The 18103-nt window shown below is 74.1% G+C and carries 17 protein-coding genes; 4 read left to right on the forward strand and 13 right to left on the reverse strand.

What is annotated here, in order from left to right; translation table 11 throughout:
• Nucleotides 1–2 precede the first annotated feature (2 nt).
• Nucleotides 3–1082, reverse strand: a complete 1080-nt coding sequence (rsmH, locus tag ACQPYD_RS24210) for a 16S rRNA (cytosine(1402)-N(4))-methyltransferase RsmH (protein ID WP_433702115.1) — start codon at nucleotides 1080–1082, stop codon at nucleotides 3–5.
• 281 nt (nucleotides 1083–1363) lie between these two features.
• Entirely contained in the window at nucleotides 1364–1795 is a 432-nt protein-coding gene (gene mraZ, locus ACQPYD_RS24215) for a division/cell wall cluster transcriptional repressor MraZ (protein ID WP_267945827.1), read from the reverse strand.
• Nucleotides 1796–2229: 434 nt separating this feature from the next.
• On the opposite strand from mraZ, the gene ACQPYD_RS24220 reads away from it, so the two are divergent.
• The 3 genes from ACQPYD_RS24220 (at nucleotide 2230) to ACQPYD_RS24230 (ending at nucleotide 7066) form a co-directional block, all read left to right on the forward strand.
• Nucleotides 2230–3222: an AAA family ATPase gene (locus ACQPYD_RS24220; protein WP_330159630.1), complete on the forward strand. Its 993-nt coding sequence runs from the start codon at nucleotides 2230–2232 to the stop codon at nucleotides 3220–3222.
• Nucleotides 3223–3461: 239 nt separating this feature from the next.
• Nucleotides 3462–4682: a DUF58 domain-containing protein gene (locus tag ACQPYD_RS24225; RefSeq protein WP_433702116.1), complete on the forward strand. Its 1221-nt coding sequence runs from the start codon at nucleotides 3462–3464 to the stop codon at nucleotides 4680–4682.
• 8 nt (nucleotides 4683–4690) lie between these two features.
• Nucleotides 4691–7066: a transglutaminaseTgpA domain-containing protein gene (locus ACQPYD_RS24230; protein WP_433702117.1), complete on the forward strand. Its 2376-nt coding sequence runs from the start codon at nucleotides 4691–4693 to the stop codon at nucleotides 7064–7066.
• A gap of 498 nt (nucleotides 7067–7564) precedes the next feature.
• On the opposite strand, the gene ACQPYD_RS24235 is transcribed toward ACQPYD_RS24230, so the two are convergent.
• The 11 genes from ACQPYD_RS24235 to ACQPYD_RS24285 form a co-directional block, all read right to left on the reverse strand.
• Nucleotides 7565–7972: a DUF3040 domain-containing protein gene (locus ACQPYD_RS24235; protein WP_267945829.1), complete on the reverse strand. Its 408-nt coding sequence runs from the start codon at nucleotides 7970–7972 to the stop codon at nucleotides 7565–7567.
• A gap of 242 nt (nucleotides 7973–8214) precedes the next feature.
• The gene (gene dinB / locus ACQPYD_RS24240; protein ID WP_433697833.1) at nucleotides 8215–9501 is read right to left on the reverse strand and encodes a DNA polymerase IV; all 1287 of its coding nucleotides are present in this window, start codon (nucleotides 9499–9501) and stop codon (nucleotides 8215–8217) included.
• A 212-nt stretch (nucleotides 9502–9713) separates the two neighbouring features.
• The gene (locus tag ACQPYD_RS24245; protein ID WP_433697834.1) at nucleotides 9714–10511 is read right to left on the reverse strand and encodes a methyltransferase domain-containing protein; all 798 of its coding nucleotides are present in this window, start codon (nucleotides 10509–10511) and stop codon (nucleotides 9714–9716) included.
• A 50-nt stretch (nucleotides 10512–10561) separates the two neighbouring features.
• Nucleotides 10562–10975 carry a transcription antitermination factor NusB gene (gene nusB, locus ACQPYD_RS24250; protein WP_433697835.1) on the reverse strand — a complete coding sequence of 138 codons (414 nt, stop codon included), beginning with the start codon at nucleotides 10973–10975 and terminating at the stop codon, nucleotides 10562–10564.
• The gene (gene efp, locus ACQPYD_RS24255) at nucleotides 10975–11538 is read right to left on the reverse strand and encodes an elongation factor P (RefSeq protein WP_267945833.1); all 564 of its coding nucleotides are present in this window, start codon (nucleotides 11536–11538) and stop codon (nucleotides 10975–10977) included. The genes nusB and efp overlap by 1 nt, the downstream gene beginning before the upstream one ends.
• Before the next feature lie 130 nt (nucleotides 11539–11668).
• A complete protein-coding gene (gene aroB, locus ACQPYD_RS24260; protein ID WP_433697836.1) occupies nucleotides 11669–12769 on the reverse strand; it encodes a 3-dehydroquinate synthase in 1101 nt (366 codons plus the stop codon).
• Nucleotides 12766–13278 (reverse strand): shikimate kinase, encoded by a 513-nt coding sequence (locus ACQPYD_RS24265; RefSeq protein ID WP_330159653.1) that lies wholly within the window; start codon nucleotides 13276–13278, stop codon nucleotides 12766–12768. The genes aroB and ACQPYD_RS24265 overlap by 4 nt, the downstream gene beginning before the upstream one ends.
• A gap of 342 nt (nucleotides 13279–13620) precedes the next feature.
• Nucleotides 13621–14802 (reverse strand): chorismate synthase, encoded by a 1182-nt coding sequence (gene aroC, locus ACQPYD_RS24270; protein ID WP_267945837.1) that lies wholly within the window; start codon nucleotides 14800–14802, stop codon nucleotides 13621–13623.
• A 110-nt stretch (nucleotides 14803–14912) separates the two neighbouring features.
• Entirely contained in the window at nucleotides 14913–15875 is a 963-nt protein-coding gene (locus tag ACQPYD_RS24275) for a prepilin peptidase (RefSeq protein ID WP_433697837.1), read from the reverse strand.
• Nucleotides 15876–16025: 150 nt separating this feature from the next.
• The gene (locus ACQPYD_RS24280) at nucleotides 16026–16727 is read right to left on the reverse strand and encodes an SseB family protein (protein WP_267945839.1); all 702 of its coding nucleotides are present in this window, start codon (nucleotides 16725–16727) and stop codon (nucleotides 16026–16028) included.
• A 42-nt stretch (nucleotides 16728–16769) separates the two neighbouring features.
• On the reverse strand, nucleotides 16770–17246 hold the full coding sequence (locus tag ACQPYD_RS24285; RefSeq protein ID WP_433697838.1) for a MarR family winged helix-turn-helix transcriptional regulator: 477 nt from the start codon (nucleotides 17244–17246) through the stop codon (nucleotides 16770–16772).
• A 158-nt stretch (nucleotides 17247–17404) separates the two neighbouring features.
• On the opposite strand from ACQPYD_RS24285, the gene ACQPYD_RS24290 reads away from it, so the two are divergent.
• Nucleotides 17405–17947 (forward strand): YceI family protein, encoded by a 543-nt coding sequence (locus ACQPYD_RS24290; RefSeq protein WP_433697839.1) that lies wholly within the window; start codon nucleotides 17405–17407, stop codon nucleotides 17945–17947.
• The last annotated feature ends 156 nt before the right edge of the window (nucleotides 17948–18103 follow it).

An 18103-nucleotide genomic window follows, 5' to 3' on the forward strand; every position in this document is an offset into this window, starting at 1 on the left:
CCCTACTGCCGCGGCGGCCGGACCCGTTCGGCCGCCCGGAGGCGGGCCGACTGGGCGCGCGGGTTGCGTTCGTTCTCTTCGTCCGTGGGGAGCTCGGCCCCCCGGGTGAGGAGCCGGAGCTCGGGCTGCCTGTCCGGGAGGGGGACCGGCAGGTCCGCGGGCGTGGTGTCGGTGGCCAGGGCGGCGAGGGCCCTCTTGGTCATCCGGTCCTCCAGCGAGTGGTAGGACAGCACGGCGATGCGCCCGCCCACGCCCAGGCGTGAGACCGCCGCGGGCAGGGTGCGCTCCAGGATGGAGAGTTCGGCGTTGACCTCGATGCGCAGGCCCTGGAAGGCGCGCTTGGCGGGGTGCCCGCCGGTGCGGCGGGTGGCCGCGGGGATGGCCTCGCGGACCAGTTCGGCGAGTTCGCGCGTGGAGTCGATCGGGCCCTGTGCGCGCCGCCTCTCGATGGCCCTGGCGACGCGGGAGGCGAAGCGCTCCTCGCCGTAGGCGCGCAGGACCCGCGTGAGTTCGCCGACCGGGTAGGTGTTGACGACCTCGGCCGCGGTCAGGGACTGGGTGCGGTCCATGCGCATGTCCAGCGGCGCGTCGTGGGCGTAGGCGAAACCGCGGTCGGTCTCGTCCAGCTGCGGCGAGGACACCCCCAGGTCGAGCAGGACGGCGTCGGCGCCGGAGACGCCCGCCTCGTCCAGCGCGCGCGGGATGTCGGAGTAGAGCGCGTGCACGAAGTGGGTGCGGTCGGCGTAGGGGGCGAGTCGCTCGGCGCTGCGCTCCAGGGCCGTGGTGTCGCGGTCGACCCCGACCAGGCGCATGGTGGGACAGGCCTTGAGCAGGGCCTCGGAGTGGCCGCCCAGCCCCAGGGTGCCGTCCACGAGCACGGCCCCGGGCTCGGTGAGCGCGGGGGCCAGGAGTTCGATGATCCGGTCGAGCATGACCGGTACGTGCAGCGGGTCCGTCCCGGCGCGGGCCGCGGCGATGCGGTCCCCGATGCCGTTCCCCCGCCCGGCTCCGTCCCCGGTGTCCCGGTGTTCGCGGGCCGGGCCGTCCCCTTCGGGCTGCTCGTGCTGCCGGGTGTCCCCCATGCGGTGCTGTTCCTCCACGCTTTCGCCGTCTCCCCCTGGTCGCCGCGGTAGCGCCACGATGGTGCGCTCCGCGGTGTCCTTCGCGTGGCCCGGCCGGGTTTCGGCAAGGCCTTCCGGACACGGCCGCTATTGTCCACCGTTCGGCGGACCAGTGTTCACGACCTGGCACCGGGGAAGTCGCGCCAGCTCGTGTGCGCCGTGTCCGGAGGCCGTTGCCGACCACCCGGCCTGCAAGGGTGTGGACTGTCGTGCCGCTCGTTCCGGCGGTGGCTCCGCCGGGTTCACAGCACCCCGGGCAGCACCTCCTCGGAGAGCTGCGCGAAGGCCTGCTCCTGCTCGGCCTCGTACTCGGACCACGCGTCGGCGTCCCAGATCTCCAGGCGGGTGTTGGCGCCGATGACGACGCACTCGCGCTCGAGACCCGCGTACTCGCGCAGCTTCGACGGGATGGTCACCCTGCCCTGCTTGTCGCAGGTCTCGTCGGAGGCGCTGGCGAAGAGGACCCGGCTGTAGTCGCGAACGGACTTGGCCGTGACCGGGGTGCTGGCGAGCGCGTCGGTGATGCGCCGGAACTCCTCCGTCGGGAAGACGTAGAGGCAGCGCTCCTGGCCCTTGGTGACCACCAGACCCCCCGACAGCTCGTCGCGGTACTTCGCGGGAAGGAACAGCCGTCCCTTCTGGTCGAGGCGAGGCGTGTGGGTGCCGAGGAACACACTCCCACCCCCTCACTCCCCGAAGTGGAGAATTCACCCTCTCCACGATGCTCCACCTTACTCCACTCTTCCCCACCGTCAACAGCTCCAATCGGGATTCACACCCCGAAGAATCCACAAATGCGCAGGTCAGGAGGGTGGGGCGGGCGGAGCCCGCGCGGATGCCGCCGGGTGTCGTCCGGCACTCTCCCCCCACATACCCGCCGACCTGCGAAAACGACCCCTTCGCGCGCGCGGGCGCGCGGAGGGGTCAGGGTGCGCCGCGTGGGCACCGCCAATGCCCGGAAGAGCGATTCGGGCCCTTTGACCTCTTTGGTTGCCCGTGGAATCAATCGGCCGTCGATTCCGGCACTTTGGTTTGCAATCGCTCCGATTGGGCCTAGCCTCGGTTCCGAACACCGACACACGAAGCCATACGGAGCGGGAGGGGTCTCGTGTCACTCGGCACACACCACGGCGGTCGCGGGGGCGGCGTCCAGGAGGACGTCGGCGAGATCGTCGCCGTGGCGGACCGCGTCCGCGGCGCCATCGAGACGGTCATCGAGGGCAAGCCGGAGGTGCTGCGCATCGCCCTGACGGTCCTGCTCGCCGAGGGGCACCTGCTCATCGAGGACGTCCCGGGCGTCGGCAAGACCATGCTGGCCAAGGCCCTGGGACGGGCCGTGGACTGCTCCGTGCAGCGCGTCCAGTTCACCCCGGACCTGCTCCCCAGCGACATCACCGGCGTCAGCGTCTACCACCAGGACCGGCGCGAGTTCGAGTTCAACCCCGGGCCGGTCTTCGCCAACATCGTGCTGGGCGACGAGATCAACCGCGCCTCCCCCAAGACCCAGGCGGCCCTCCTGGAGTGCATGGCCGAGCGCCAGGTGAGCGTGGACGGGCAGACCCGCGTGCTGGAGCGCCCGTTCATGGTGGTGGCCACGCAGAACCCCTCCGACATGGAGGGCACCTACGCGCTCCCCGAGGCGCAGCGGGACCGGTTCATGGCCCGCGTGTCCGTCGGCTACCCGGCCCCTCAGGCCGAACTCGACATGATCGACTCGCACAGCTCCCGCTCCCCCCTGGACACCCTCGTCCCGGTGACCGACGCCGCGCAGATCCGCGACCTCACCGACCGCGTGCGCGCGGTCCACGTCGCCCCCGGTATGCGCCGCTACGTCGTCGACCTGGTCAACTCCACCCGGACCAGCCCCGACCTGCGCCTGGGGGCCTCACCGCGCGCGACCCTGCACCTGGTGCGGGCGGCACGCGCGTACGCCGCACTGGACGGGCGGCACTACGTCGTCCCCGACGACGTGCAGGCGCTCGCCGTCCCGGTGCTCGCGCACCGCCTGCTGCCCGCGCCCGAGGCGCAGATGGAGCGCCTCTCCCCCGAGCAGATCGTCGCCAAGCTGGTCGCGCGCCTGCCCGTGCCCGGACCGCAGTAGCCGCGGCCCCCGCGGGGGCCGCGGCGTCCCGCTCCTCCCGCCTCCCCGCCTGTCCCGCCCGCCGGGTACGGGCCGCCCCCGAGAGAGGGTCCATGCGTCCGCCCGACGTCCGACACCAGGCGCCTCCCGCGCACACCCCCGCACCGGGCGTCAGCCGCGGGACCCCCTCCGCGCCGCCGCCCGACGCCCTCCACCCGCAGGAGCGCCCCCGCCGGGCCCTCACCCCTCGCGGGGTGTTCATGCTCGTCTTCGGCGCGACCGCCCTCGTGGCCGGCCTCCTCGTCGGACAGCGTGAGCTGGTCGCCGTGGGCGTGCTCCTGGCCGCGGTGCCGCCGCTCTCCGCCCTCACGGTCCTGGGGGCCGCCTCCCGGGTCGTGCACAGCCGGACCGTGGCGCCCGTCCGCGTGCCGGCCGGCCACGACGCCCGGATCCTGGTCAGGATCGGCAACTCCTCCCCCGTCTGGCCGGTCGCCTCGCTGTCGGTCGAGGACACCCTGCCGGTCCCGCTGGGCACCGAGCCCCGGTACACCGTGGGCCACCTCGGCCCCCGCTCGGTCCGCGACGTCTCCTACCTGGTCAGGCCGGCGACACGCGGCAACTACCCGGTGGGCCCGCTCCGCCTGGCGGTGACCGACCCGCTGGGGTGCGTGCGCGTCGGACGCCGGGTCGGGGCGCCGGCCCACCTGCTCGTGACCCCCGTGACCGTTCCCCTGGCGTCGCCGGGGTCCGCCGACGGCTCGCAGGGCGAGGAGAGCCCCCGCCGCTCGGTGACCGGGGCCGGGGAGCAGGACCCGGTGCCGCGCGAGTACCGGTACGGGGACGAACTGCGCAGGGTCCACTGGCGCTCCACCGCCAAGCACGGTGAGCTGATGGTGCGCCGGGACGAGCAGCACTGGCGTGAGAACAGCACGATCCTGCTGGACACCCGGTGGTCCGCCCACGCGGGGCACGGCCCCGCCGGGTCCCTGGAGACGGCGGTCAGCGTCGCCGCCTCCGTGGCGCTGAGCCTGCTCGACGGCGGCCACGACCTGCGCTTCCACACCGAGCGCGGGCGGGTGCCGACCATGAACGCCGCGGGCGTCCTGGACGGCCTGGCCGTCGTGGAACCCTCCGACACCCCCGGGCTGCTCGGCGGCATCGACCTGCTCGGCACATCCCGCGGCACGTCCAGCCTGGTCGTGGCGGTCCTGGGGGCGCTGTCCCCCGACGAGGCCGCCGCCCTCGCCCGGGCCGGAGGACGGGGGGCGCGCGTGGCCGTGCTGTGCGCCCGCGCCGCGTGGGAGGGGCCGGACGCCGCGGTCGGCGTCCGCGACATCCTCGCGTCCGCCGGATGGCGCGTCCTCGTCCTCTCCGCCCTCGCGGACCTGCCCCGGCTGTGGGCCCTCGCGGCCGTCCGCACCGGAACGCACGGCCCCGTCCGGGCCGCCGCGCCCCGCACCCCCGGAAAGGGCCCGCGTTGAGAGCACTGATGCCCCTGGCGTCCCTGGTCTGCCTGCTGTCGGCACTGCCCCTGCTGGGCACGGTCGTGCGCGGTGAGACCTGGTGGGTCCCCGCGGCCCTCGTGACGGCCGCTGTCTGCGGGATCTCCGCGCTGTACCGGCTGAGCGGGTGGAACGCCCTGCCCGTGCCGTTCCTCCAGCTGTTCGCGGTCGCCTTCCTCAGCACGCCCCTCTTCGCCCCCCACGAGGCCCTCCTGGGGCTCCTCCCGACCCGGGACTCCCTGGAGTACCTGGCACAGGTGTTCGGGGAGGGCGTCGCCAGCATCGACGGCAACGCGCCGCCGGTGGCGGCCTCCTACGGGGTGAGGATGATCATCGCGCTGGTGTTCGCGGTGTTCGCGATGGCCTCGGACTTCCTCGCGGTGACCGCGCGCTGCCCCGGCATGGTCGGCGGCCTGCTGCTGGCGCTGGTGGCCGTCCCGCTGGTGGTGGACGACGCCGGCGTCGGAGCGGTGGCCGCGGCCTCCTGCGCCCTCGGCTTCCTGTTCCTCCTCGCGGTGGACATGTGGGTGCGCGGACGCGAGTGGGGCACGCGCGTCCCCGACGACCGCGACCCCTCGGCCCGTCTGCTCGGCCGTGTGCTCCGGGTGGCGACGGTGTCGGCGGCCTCGGCCGCGGCCGTGCTGCTGGCCCTGACGGTGCCGCTGGCGGTGCCCTCACTGCGCAGCGACGCGTTCTACGCCATGGCCGACGGGGCCTCCATCGGCGGGGACGTCCTCACCACGACGCACCCGCTGGTCTCGCTCCGCCGGGAGCTGGGTGCCTCCTCCGACCGCACCGTGCTGACCTACCGGACCGACGCCGAGCAGCCCGACTACCTGCGCACGTACGTGCTGAACGAGTTCGACGGCGAGAACTGGACGATGACGCCGGTCAGCGCCTCGGGCGACACCCTGGTCAGCGGGGAGCTCCCGCTGCCCGCCGGCTGGGACGGGGAGCCCGACGGCAGCCCGGTGACGACGCGGATCTCCCTGGACTCCGACTCGCCCCGGATGGACTTCCTGCCGCTGCCGTACTGGGCGCGCGCGGTGGACGCCCCCGGGGAGTGGTACGCCGACCCCGACAGCCTCATGGTGTTCACCACCGACAGCCCTCCCACGGGCCTGAACTTCTCCGTGGAGACGGTGGACCGTGTCCCCACGGGCGACGAACTGGCCGGCTCCGGGTCCCCCGTCTCCCTCCCCGGCGACCACCGGAACCTGCCGAGCGGCCTGGACCCCTCGGTGCAGGCGCTGACGGACGGCCTCGTCGAGGGCGCGGAGTCGCCGTACGAGCGCGCCCTCGCGATCCAGGAGTACTTCACCGGGGGCCTGTTCACCTACGACCTGTCCCCGCCGGGGGTGCCCGAGGGCGCCGACCCGCTCTCCCACTTCCTGCTGGAGGACCGGGTGGGCTACTGCGAGCAGTTCGCCGGGGCCATGGCGGTCATGGCCCGGCAGGCCGACATCCCCGCGCGAGTGGCCGTGGGCTACACGGCCGGTGAGCGCATGGGCGACGGCCGGTGGGCGGTCACGGTGGGCGACGCGCACGCGTGGCCGGAGCTGTACTTCGAGGGCGCGGGCTGGGTGCGGTTCGAGCCGACCCCGGCCGCGAGCGGCGGCGAGGGGCAGGGCTCGGCGACGGTGCCCGACTACGCGTCCGGCGACGGCGGTGCCGGTGAGCGGCCCGCCGAGGAGCCCGGCGGCCCCGACACGGAGCCCTCCCCGAGCACGGAGCCGAGCGAGGACACCGAGGAGCCCGACGCCTCCCCCGGGGCGGACGAGGCGCCCGAGGACCAGGAGACCGAGCCCGCCGCGGCCTCCGGCGGCGGCTCCGCCGCCGGACCGGACCTGTCCTGGCTCCCGGCGGCGGGGGGTGCGGTCGGCGCACTGCTGCTCCTGGCCCTGCCCGCCCTGGCGCGGGCCCTCCTGCGCTGGTCCCGGACGGCTTCGCTGTCGGACGGCGACCCGGCCGCGTCCGCGCACACCGCCTGGCGGGAACTCCGGGACACCTGCCTGGACCTGGGCGGCCCGTGGGCGCCGACCGAGAGCCCGCGTGCCACGGCCGAACGGCTGTCCCGCTTCGGGGCGGAGACGGACGGCCCCCGTACCGACGGCGTTCCGGCTCCCGTGCCCGCGGAGGCCGTGGCTGCGCTGTGGCGGCTGGCCCTGGCCGAGGAGTCGGCCCGCTATGCGCCCGCGCCGACCGGAGCCGGGGGGCTGCGCGCAGACCTGGCGGCGGCCTGTGCCGGCCTGGCCGCCGCGGCGGGGAGGGGGGCCCGGGTCCGCGCGGCCCTGCTGCCCCGGTCCCTGGCGCCCTGGCACAGGCCCCGGCCCGCGCGGGACCTCTCGGCCGCGACGCCCTAGGGGTACCGACCTGAGGGCTCGGTGACGCGGGAGGGCCGCCGACGGCGGTGTGGAACCGGTGGTGATCGCAGCGGTGCGGCCTTCCGGTGCACGCCTCCCGCTCCTCGGCCCCGCACCGGTCGGCGCGGGCGCAGGGCCCTCCCCCGCCGACGGGCGGAGCGGGCCCGGACCTCCCGGCGCGGGTGAGGGCACGGGACGGCCGGGAGCCGCGGCAGCGCACCGTCCACGGGCCCGTCCCGGCCCCCGCCGGGCCCATGGCAGGACCCCGGGGGCGGGGTTTCGGCCAGCCTCGAAGGCGCGTAACAAGCGCAGACCAAAGAGAAGTCTGAACTATTCCACGACGGGCGATTCGTACGTGCCCCACAACACCGTGGTGGGGCCCCGCGATACCCTGCGGGACCCCACCACGTGACGGTGCGCCCTCGGTCCGGGGACCGGCGCGCACCGGCTGCTAACGCGCTCCGCCCGGTCGCCGGTGGCGGCCGGGGAGGAGCGGTGTCACTCCTCGCCCTCCTGGCGACGGCGCCAGCGCTCCTCGAAGCGGTTCATCATGCCGGGGCGGCTGCCGCCCCTGCGCTTCTGCTTGGGCTCCGCCGCGGCGGCCGCGGCCTCGGCACCCCCGCCGGACGCCTTCCGCCATGCGTTGGCCCCCCACAGGAAGCACGAGAGCATGACGAGGAAACCGAGGACGCTGATGGTGACCTGGACAGCGGTGGACTGGAGCATCAGCCCCGTCATCAGCAGCACCACGCCGACGACGAAACCGAGCCCGGCCTTGATGATCCAGCGCTTGTAATGGACCGCGGGGTTCGTCTGCCGAACTGTGTTCGCGAACTTCGGGTCCTCGGCATACAGCGCCCGCTCGATCTGGTCGAGCATGCGCTGCTCGTGTTCAGAGAGCGGCACGGCGCCTCCCTACGACAGTCCCCGATTGGGGTGACGGGTACTGATGAACAGTCTCTTGGTCAGTGGTATGCCCAGAATACGTTGCACTAGCGCCTGGTGGAAAGAAAAGCTGCGCGCGCACCTGGCCCACAACGGCCACGATACCCTCGCCCTGTATCGGAAACACCGGCTTCCATGCCTCTCTTCTACCCTGACTCCGGTCGTACCCTTGGAACGCTCCGAGGGCCCCGGAAGTTGCCGCATCATACGTCGTTTTCGTCACGCTTGGCCAACACAGCCGACTGTATCGCGCCTGGACCGAAACGAGCTGTCACCTGGTCCATAACCCGTTCAACGTCCCGCCAACCGGAGTCCTCCTCTCCCAACGCCAATTGACGATGGGCCCGGTCCGCAGGAGCGACCCCCTCGACGCGCACGCCGATCAGGCGCAACGGCGTACGCCGCAGCCCGGAGGCCGCGTACAGCTCGCGGGCGACGGCGCTGATCTCACGGGCCACGTCGGTGCTCTCGGCCAGGGTCCTGGAGCGGGTGATCGTGGAGAAATCCGCCCGGCGCAGCTTCACGCTCACCGTGCGCCCCACCTGGCCCGACGCCCTCAGCCGTCGTCCCACCTTCTCCGCGAGCCTCAACAGCTCCCTGTCCACCACGTCCGGGTCCGCGACGTCGTCGTCGAAGGTCTCCTCGGCGCCGACGCTCTTGTCGGCGGTCTCGGCGACCACGGTGCTGTCGTCCTCGCCCCGCGCCAGCGCCGCCAGGCGGGTGCCGGCCTTGTTCCCCAGCTCCATGCGCAGCAGGTCCGGCTCGTACCGGGCCAGCTGGCCGACCGTGCGCAGGCCCAGCCTGGCCAGGGTCTGCTCGGTCTTGTCCCCCACCCCGGGCAGCGCGCCCACGGGCAGCGGGTCCAGGAACCCCCGCACGTGGGCGGTGGGCACCAGCAGCAGCCCGTCGGGTTTGCAGTGGGTGGAGCCGAGCTTGGCCGTGAAGCGGTTGGCGGCCACCCCGACGGAGCAGGTCAGCCGCTGCTCGGAGCGCACGCGCTCACGGATCATCGCGGCGATCCGCACCGGTCCGCCCAGGCGGCGGCGGGCCCCGGACACGTCCAGGAAGGCCTCGTCCAGGGAGAGCGGCTGCACCAGCGGGGTCACCGAGCGCAGGATGTCCATCACGGCCTCCGACGCCTGCCGGTAGGCGGCGCCGTCGGGAGGGAAGACGGCCGCGTCGGGACACAGGCGCAGCGCCCGGGCCATCGGCATGGCCGAGTGCACGCCGCACGCGCGGGCGAGGTAGTCGGCGGAGGAGACGACGCTGCGCGGACCCGTGCCTCCCACGATGACGGGCCGGTCGCGCGCCTCGGGGTGGCGCAGCTGCTCGACGCTCGCGAAGAAGGCGTCCATGTCCAGGTGCAGGATGTGGCAGTCGGAGTCGGGACCGGACCCGTCCGCGGGGAAGTCGGCGCCCAACGGCACGATGCCGTCGGGGGAGACCATGCCCCGTAGCGCGGCACCGCGTTCCAGCTGACGTCGGCTCATAGGACCAGGTTATGCCCTGCCCGAGCGTATGCGCCCCCGGGCTCCCGGCTCCGGAACCCCGCACGCCGGGCCCCGGTCGTGCAGGATGCGGGTGTCGCACAGCACCTGGTCCGGCAACCCCGTCCCCGGGCCCCGGACCGGCGGGCGGGGCGGGACCCCGCCCCCGCGAGCGGCGCCCGGGAGGGCGTCTGCGGGGGTCCGGGACGGTCCCCTCAGGGGCGGTGGGCGATGGCGTGCAGCTGCGTGGCGATCCCGGTCAGCTCGGGGTGCTCGGCGGCGGAGCGCTCCAGCTCCACCAGGTGCTGTCCGGCCTGGGCGTCGCCCTCCCAGGCGTGCCCGGGCACCAGGTCGGCGAAGACCCTGACGCCGCGGACGCTCCCCCCGGTCAGGCCGGCCCCGTCGACGAGTTCGAGGAGCCGCTGCCGGGTGAACCGGCGCGGCATCGGGTCGGCCTCTCCCCAGCGACCGTCCGGGTCGCCGAGCAGGCGCCGTGCCTCGGCGATGTGCCCGGCCAGGGCGCGGTGCAGCGCCCCTGCCGCCGCGTTGGTGACGAGGAGGCTCACGGCGCCGCCCGCACGGGTGATGCCGACCACGTCGCGCAGCGCCGCGACGGGGTCCTCCACGTACTCCAGCACGTTGTGCACCAGCACGAGGTCGGCGCTGCCGGGCGCGAACAGGGACGCCAGGTCGCGGGTCTCCCCCTGCACGCCGCGCACGGTGACGCCCTGCTCGGCAGCACGGCGCTCGAGGGCCGCGAGGGAGTCGGGACTGGGTTCGACCACCGTCACGCGGTGGCCCAGCTCGGCGAGCGGGACCGCGGCTCCGCCGGTGCCCCCGCCCGCGTCGACGATCTCCAGGGGACCGTCGTCCGCGAGGCCCTCCAGCAGCTGGGAGAGGGCGTCCCACACGACCGCCGTCCGGGCCGCGCCGGCGGCCCGCGCCGGGCCGGTCGCCCAGCCCGCGCCGGAGCCGCTGCCGGTGGTCGCGCTCACGCCGGTCCTGTCAGTCACTTGCGTCCCCTCAAGCACGTTGCCCCGACCGTCCCGCCCGTTCGGCGGTGTCAGAGCGAGAGCGTCGCCTTGTTCTCCATCAAGCGTGACAGAAGTCCGCTGATGAAGTTGGGCGACTCGTCGGTGGAGAGCTCCTTGGCCACACCGACGGCCTCGGCGATCGCGACGCCGTCGGGGATGTCCTCGGCCCAGAGCAGCTCGTAGGCGCCCATCCGGAGGATGTTGCGGTCGACGACCGGCATGCGCTCCAGCGTCCAGCCGATGGCGTAGGCGTCCAGGAGCTCGTCGATGCGCTCGCGCCGCCCGTCGACCGAGCGGGCCAGGTTCTCCGTGAACTCGTTGATCGGAGGTTCGGGCTGGGCCCGACGGCGCCCGATGACGTCCTCCACGGAGGTGCCGCGCACCTCGGCCTCGTAGAGGACCTCGACCGCGCGCCGCCGCGCCTTGCGCCGTGCTCCGCTCATCAGTTGACTCGCCCGAGGTAGTCGCCCGTGCGGGTGTCGACCTTGACGCGCTCGCCCTCGGTGATGAACAGGGGCACCTGGATGACGGCGCCGGTCTGGACGGTCGCGGGCTTGGTGCCGCCGGTGGAGCGGTCGCCCTGGACGCCGGGGTCGGTCTGGGTGATCTCCAGCTCGACGGCGGCGGGGAGCTCGACGTAGAGCGGGTTGCCCTCGTTGGTGGCGACGGTGACCTTGGTGTTCTCCAGCAGGAAGTCGCTGTTGTCGCCGACGACCGTCGCGGAGACGGGGATCTGGTCGTAGGTCTGGGTGTCCATGAAGATGAAGGACTCGCCGTCGTGGTACAGGTACTCCATGTCGCGGCGGTCCACGCTGGCGAACTCGACCCGGGCGCCCGCGTTGAAGGTCTTGTCGACGATCTTGCCGGTGAGCACGTTCTTCAGCTTGGTGCGGACGAACGCGCCGCCCTTGCCCGGCTTGACGTGCTGGAACTCGAGGACGCTCCAGAGGACGCCGCCGTCGAGTCGCAGGGTCGTGCCGTTTTTGATGTCGTTCGTCGAGGCCACTTCGGTCGTCTCTCCAGGGGTGTGACACGTCGGGGACCGGGCGGGGCCCGGTCGGTGGTCGGTGGGGCGGTGCGCGGGCACCTCGGGGAGCTCCCCGAGTGCACCAGTGCGCACATCACCTGTGTGCAGTCTAGTGGCTGTGCGGGACCCGGGCGTCGCCGGTGACCGCGCGGTACGCCTCGTCGAGCAGTTCGGGGGCGGGGCCGCTGAGGATGGAGGGGGAGGCCGGGCCGTCGAGGACGACGAAGCGCAGGGTCGCCCCCCGGGCCTTCTTGTCCACGCTCATGGCGGCGCGCAGCTCCGGCCACGACTCCCGCGCGTAGGAGGTGGGCAGGCCCACCGACGAGAGCAGGGAGCGGTGACGCTCGACGAGGCCGGCGCCGATGCGCCCGTCCAGGCGGGCCAGCTCCGCGGCGAACACCATGCCGATGGCGACCGCGTAGCCGTGCCGGAAGGTGTAGTTCTCGGCCCGCTCGATCGCGTGCCCGAGGGTGTGGCCGTAGTTGAGGATCTCGCGGCGGCCGCTCTCCCTGAGGTCCCCGGAGACGACGTCGGCCTTGACCCGGATGGCGCGCTCGATGAGTTCGCGCGTGTGGACGCCCTCGGGGCTCGCGGCGCCCTCCGGGTCCTCCTCCACCAGGTCGCAGATGACGGGGTCGTCGATGAACCCCGCCTTGATGACCTCGGCGAGGCCGCCCACGTAGTCGGCCCTGGGCAGGCTCGGCAGGGTGGCGAGGTCGCACAGGACGCCGGCCGGGGGGTGGAAGGCGCCGACGAGGTTCTTGCCCTCGGGGGTGTTGATGCCCGTCTTGCCGCCGACGGCCGCGTCGACCATGCCGAGCAGGGTCGTGGGCACCAGCACGGAGCGCACCCCGCGCAGCCAGGTGGCGGCGACGAACCCGGCCAGGTCGGTGGCGGCGCCCCCTCCGACGCCCACCACCGCGTCGCTGCGGGTGAAGTTGAGCCGTCCCAGCCGGGACCACAGGTCGGCGGCGACGGCCGCGGTCTTGGCGGCCTCGCCGTCGGGGACCGGCAGGGAGTGGGCGCGGTATCCGGCGGCCTCCAGGGCGCCGACCACGGGGCGGGCGATCCCGTCCAGGCCGCCGGGGTGGATGACGGCGACCTGGGCGGCGTCGCCGACCAGCGAGGGGAGCTCGGAGAGGACGCCGCTGCCGACGACCACGTCGTAGCGGCCGGAGGGGTCGCCGACGCCGATGCGGGTCACGGTCACTGCTGGGCCCTTCCGGTGCTCTGCCCGGTCAGCGTGGGCAGGATGGAGTCGACGATCTCTTCGGGGTGGAAGCCGGTCGTGGGGACGGTGACGGTGGCCAGCCCCTCGTAGACGGGCAGGCGCTCGTTGAGCAGCTTGCGCAGCTGCGTCCGGGGGTTGCCCGAGAGCAGCGGTCGGGCCGCGTCCATGCCCACGCGCTTGGCGGCCTCCCCGAACTCGACGTGGAGGTAGACCACGTGGTGGTCCGCCAGGTCGGTCCGGGTGTCCTGGTCGAGGACGGCGCCGCCGCCGACGGCGATCACGCCCTCCCAGGCGCGCAGGCCCTCGGCGACGACCTCGCGCTCCAGGGCGCGGAAGCGCTCCTCGCCGTCCTCGATGAAGATGTCGCCGACGGGTTTGCCCGCACGCCGCTCGATCTCGGTGTCGGTGCACAGCAGGTCCGCCCCGAGCCGTCGGGCCAGCGCCTCGCCGACGGTGGACTTGCCCGATCCGGGCGAACCGATGAGCACCGCGATCGCTCTTGCCACGCTCTGCCTGCCTAGGTGGGATCCGGGCCACCGCCCGCGTGCGCGGGTTGTACCGGTGGGCCCTGCGAGTGCTGTCAGCGCACCCGGCCGTCGCGTGCCCGTGGGGCCGCCGGCGGGTGCGTCTGCCCTCTTGTCTAGCAGAAACCCGGCGTGCCGGGGGCGGGGGCCGCGTCACGGCGGTCCCGCCGGCGCGGGGCGCGCCGCCCGGGAGGCGGACCCCGCCGGGCCCGCGGGAGGCTCCCGCCCCGTGGCGCCGGGGGCCGGGGGCGTGCCGTTCGGGGCCCGCGCCCCGCCCCGGGAAGGGGCGGGGCGCGGGCCGCCGGATCAGCGGATGTCGAGCGACTCCATGTAGCCGCGGAGGTTGCGCGCGGTCTCGGCGACCGAGTCGCCGCCGAACTTCTCGACGGCGGCCTCGGCGAGCACCAGGGCGACCATCGCCTCGGCGACCACGCCGGCGGCCGGGACCGCGGTGACGTCGCTGCGCTGGTGGTCGGCCCGGGCGGGCTCGCCGGTCCCGATGTCGATGGTGTCCAGCGCGTTGGGGACGGTGGCGATGGGCTTCATCGCCGCGCGCACGCGCAGGGGGTCGCCGGTGGTCATGCCGCCCTCGACCCCGCCCGCGCGGTTGGTGCGGCGGCGCACGCCGTCCGGTCCGGGCTCGATCTCGTCGTGCGCGACCGACCCGCGCCGGGCGGCGGTGCGGAACCCGTCGCCGACCTCGACGCCCTTGATCGCCTGGATGCCCATGAGGGCCCCGGCGAGCCGGGAGTCCAGGCGCCGGTCCCAGTGGACGTGGCTGCCCAGGCCGGGCGGCAGTCCGTAGGCGAGGACCTCCACCACGCCGCCGAGGGTGTCGCCGGCCTTCTTGGTGTCGTCGACCTCCGCCACCATGCGGGCGCTGGTCTCGGCGTCGAAGCAGCGCAGCGGGTCGGCGTCGACGGCGGCCAGGTCCTCGGGGCGCGGTTCCGGGGAGCCCTCGGGCACCTCGACCGGTCCCATGGACACCACGTGGCTGACGATCTCGACGCCGAGGGCCTGGCGGCAGAACTGCCGGGCCACCTCGCCGATCGCGACGCGGGCCGCCGTCTCACGGGCGCTGGCGCGCTCCAGGACGGGGCGCGACTCCACGTGCCCGTACTTCTGCATGCCGACCAGGTCGGCGTGGCCGGGGCGGGGGCGGGTGAGGGGCGCGTTGCGCGCCAGGCCCTCCAGCTCCTCGGCGGGCACCGGGTCGGGCGACATCACCTTCTCCCACTTGGGCCACTCGGTGTTCCCGACCTCGATCGCGACGGGACCCCCCTGGGTGCGGCCGTGGCGAATGCCTCCGATGACGGAGACCTGGTCCTTCTCGAACTTCATCCGGGCGCCACGGCCGTACCCGGCGCGGCGGCGGAGCAGCGCGGCGGCGATGTCGTCAGAGGTGACGGACACACCGGCCGGGAGGCCCTCCAGAATCGCGACGAGTGCGGGTCCGTGGGACTCCCCCGCGGTCAGCCAACGCAACATGTGCACGATCCTCCCACGGATCGCGGGCCGGGGTGGCATCCGGGGCGGTCCGGGGGCCGCCCCGCCCGGGGGCGTCCGCCCCGCTCGGGGCGCACGCGGGCCGGCGCGGCCTACGGCAGCAGGGGCTGCCCGGCGAGGACGGTCGCCAGGGTGGCGGCGAGCATGAACGGGCCGAGCGGGTAGGGGTCCCTGCGCGTGAGGCGGCGCAGCGCCATGAGCGCGAGTCCCACGAGGGAGAACGCGGCGAAGGCCCAGAAGACCGCGGCGAGCGCTCCGAGCGGGCCCGCCGCCCACCCCGCGTACAGGCCGGTGAGGCCGGAGAGCTTGACGTCGCCGAACCCGATCCCGCCGCGGTGGACCCTCCACAGCAGCCAGTAGACCACCGTGACGAAGACCATACTGAGGAGCGCCTCGGCGGCCCGCCCCGGGTCGGGTCCGCTCGGCGGGAGGAGGACGGAGGCCCCCAGCAGCGCGGCGGCGACCGGGTAGGCGGGGGCGACGACGGCGTCGGGCAGGCGCATCACCCGCAGGTCGATGACGGACAGCGGCACGCCCACCGAGACCAGCCACAGGACGGCGAGCAGGCCGAAGGGCGACAGGTCGGGGCCGAGGGCGCACACGGCCCCCACGAGCCCGAAGAGCACGGCGGTGGCGGCGATCACGGCGGGGTCGGAGCGGATGGCCCGTTCGCAGTGGGGACAGGCCCCGCGTCTTCGGAAGGCCCGGGCCTCCACGGCGGGGAGCCCGGGAAGGAAACGGATCTCGGCCAGGCAGTGGGGGCACCGCGGCGGCGGGGGTCCCTCGTCCTCCTCCTCGACGGTCCCGGGGCGGGGACCGCCCCCGGCGGCCCCGGGCTCCGCCTCGGCGTCGTCGCTGCCCGCCCCGGGCGGGCCCTCCGCGGGCGCCGGGACGGCGCCGGGGCCTCCCCTCGGCCGGGGAGGGCCGGCGGGCCCGAACAGCGGGACGACCCGGCCGTTGAGCCGGCCGACCGCCAGGCCGAGCAGGACGAGGGGGACGGCGACGAGGACCGTCCACAGGTACGGGGAGGACGCGAGCACCGCGGGGGTGGGCATGGTGGGAAGTTACCCTTCCGCCGCCCGCCGCGACACAACCCGGTCCCCCCTGTGGACGACGCCGCCCGCGGCGGGGCCCCTCGGCGGTGTTCCGCGGGTCGTTCCGGGCTCGCGGCGACCGGCTCGGGCGCGAGCCCCACGGGCCGCGCCCTAGTCGCGCCTGGCCCGTACGACGGCGCTGAGCTCGATGCCCCCGGGCAGCACGTGCCCCAGCTCGGAGGCGAGCCTCTCGGCCACGCGGCGCAGCGCCTCGTCGTCGCGCTCCTCGAGTTCGAGGCGGATGCCGATCTCGCCCCGCTCGGAGGGGTGGATGCGCACGCGCTCGATGCCGAACTCGCCGTGGGTCACCCGGTAGACGAGGGCGAGGACCTGTGGGTCGTCCTTGGGTTCGGGGACGGCGCCGGTCTCGGCGAGCATGGTGAGGAAGCGGCCCTGGACGGTGTGGGGCACGGGGCCGGAGACGTCGACGACCAGGGCGTCGGCGCCCTCCTCCACGGCGGCCTGGCAGGCGTCCTTGGTGGTGAAGGGCACGGGGCGCGCGTCCGGCCGCCAGCGCCGCACCGCGTCGACCGAGGTGAAGGCGAGCACTCCGCGGCGCCCGTCCCTGCCCGTCATGATGGGGACGGCGACCTCGCTGCTCTTGTCCTTGGTCAGTCCGCCGACCCCCTCCTCGGTCCCGGTGGCCACGGCCACGACCGGGATGAGCAGGCGGGACCGGCTGAGGGCGGCGAGGACCTGGCGGTCGCCGATCTCGCCCGCCGCGTGCCGGCGCAGGCAGGACTCGACCTCCGGGTCGGCTCCGCCGTCGTCGTCACGGAAGTTCTGGGCGCCGATGATCGATGGTCTGCTCACGGGCTCCGACTCTACCCGGGGCCCGGGCGGACCGTACTCCGGTCACACGGAGTCCTGTCCCCGGGAAACGGCTTCGTCACCTTCGAGCGCGTCGACGACGGCGGCGAACTGCCGCACCTGCTCCCCGGAGAGCTTGTCGAAGACCAGGGAGCGGACCCGCGCGGCGTGTCCGGGCGCGGCCCGGCCCAGGACCGCCGCCCCCTCGTCCTCCAGCACCGCCCAGAGCCCGCGCCGGTCGTCGTCGCAGTGCTCGCGGCGCACGTAGCCGTCGCGTTCGAGCCGCGCGACCTGGTGGGAGAGCCTGCTCTTGGACACGATGACGCTGTCGGCGAGCACCCGCATGCGCATGCGGCGGCCGGGGGCCTCGGAGAGGTGGACGAGGATGCCGTACTCCACGAGCGAGAGCCCGGTGCGGTCCCGCAGGTCCTTCTCCAGCTCGTCGTAGATCCAGGCGTTCATCCGCAGGAACCCGCGCCAGACGCGCTGTTCGCCTCCGTCGAGCCACGCAGCGTTCTCCATGCGCCAAGCCTAGGCCGTGGCGGGCGGGCGCCCCTTGCACGGTTCCGGCGGAGACCCTAGAATCCTTCCCAGGAAGAATCTTCTAAGGTACTTTGTTCCTCAGTAGAGACCACCGGACCCGACCCGCGGGTCCGCCGAACCCGGCAGGGAGACACACCATGGCAGCTCAGGAACTGAAGCCCGGCACCTGGACGATCGACCCGACCCACTCCGTCATCGGCTTCTCGGTGCGCCACATGATGGTCAGCAAGGTGCGCGGCCGCTTCGAGAAGTTCGAGGCGACGCTGACGGTCCCCGAGGACCCCGCCCGGTCCTCCGTCGAGGCCACGATCGACGCCGGCTCCATCAACACCGACAACGGCGACCGCGACAACCACATCCGGTCCGCCGACTTCTTCGACGTCGACCAGAACCCGCAGTTCACCTTCCGCTCCACCGGCATCGAGGCCAAGGGCGAGGACTTCGTCCTCAAGGGCGAGCTGGGCATCAAGGGCAGGACCAACCCGGTCGAGCTGACCCTGGAGTTCAACGGCTCCACCCTGGACCCGTACGGCCTGGACCGCGCCGGCTTCGCCGCCAGCACGCAGATCAGCCGCAAGGAGTTCGGCGTGGACATCGAGATGCCCATGGACGGCGGCGGCGTGGTCGTCGGCGACAAGATCACCATCGAGATCGACGCCGAGTTCATCCGCCAGGCCTGAGACCCGCGGGACCCGGTGCGGCGGCGGGCGGCCGCACCGGGACGGCCGGGACCCGGGGGCGCCGGACAGGCCCCCCGGTGGGACACGGACACCGCCCGGCCAAGGTGACGACACCCTGTCATCATCCTGGGGATCTCGGATATCGTCGGCGGGGGA

The sequence above is a fragment of the Nocardiopsis sp. CA-288880 genome, from assembly GCF_050955985.1.
Taxonomy (GTDB): domain Bacteria; phylum Actinomycetota; class Actinomycetes; order Streptosporangiales; family Streptosporangiaceae; genus Nocardiopsis; species Nocardiopsis tropica.

What these genes read in the sequence shown, in the direction of transcription:
- rsmH (WP_433702115.1), bottom strand. Translation starts at nt 1,082, where the DNA reads ATGGGGGACACCCGGCAGCACGAGCAGCCCGAAGGGGACGGCCCGGCC.
- ACQPYD_RS24275 (WP_433697837.1), bottom strand. Translation starts at nt 15,875, where the DNA reads ATGCCCACCCCCGCGGTGCTCGCGTCCTCCCCGTACCTGTGGACGGTC.
- ACQPYD_RS24290 (WP_433697839.1), top strand. Translation starts at nt 17,405, where the DNA reads ATGGCAGCTCAGGAACTGAAGCCCGGCACCTGGACGATCGACCCGACC.
- nusB (WP_433697835.1), bottom strand. Translation starts at nt 10,975, where the DNA reads ATGAGCGGAGCACGGCGCAAGGCGCGGCGGCGCGCGGTCGAGGTCCTC.
- dinB (WP_433697833.1), bottom strand. Translation starts at nt 9,501, where the DNA reads ATGAGCCGACGTCAGCTGGAACGCGGTGCCGCGCTACGGGGCATGGTC.
- ACQPYD_RS24285 (WP_433697838.1), bottom strand. Translation starts at nt 17,246, where the DNA reads ATGGAGAACGCTGCGTGGCTCGACGGAGGCGAACAGCGCGTCTGGCGC.
- ACQPYD_RS24225 (WP_433702116.1), top strand. Translation starts at nt 3,462, where the DNA reads ATGCTCGTCTTCGGCGCGACCGCCCTCGTGGCCGGCCTCCTCGTCGGA.
- aroC (WP_267945837.1), bottom strand. Translation starts at nt 14,802, where the DNA reads ATGTTGCGTTGGCTGACCGCGGGGGAGTCCCACGGACCCGCACTCGTC.
- ACQPYD_RS24230 (WP_433702117.1), top strand. Translation starts at nt 4,691, where the DNA reads ATGCCCCTGGCGTCCCTGGTCTGCCTGCTGTCGGCACTGCCCCTGCTG.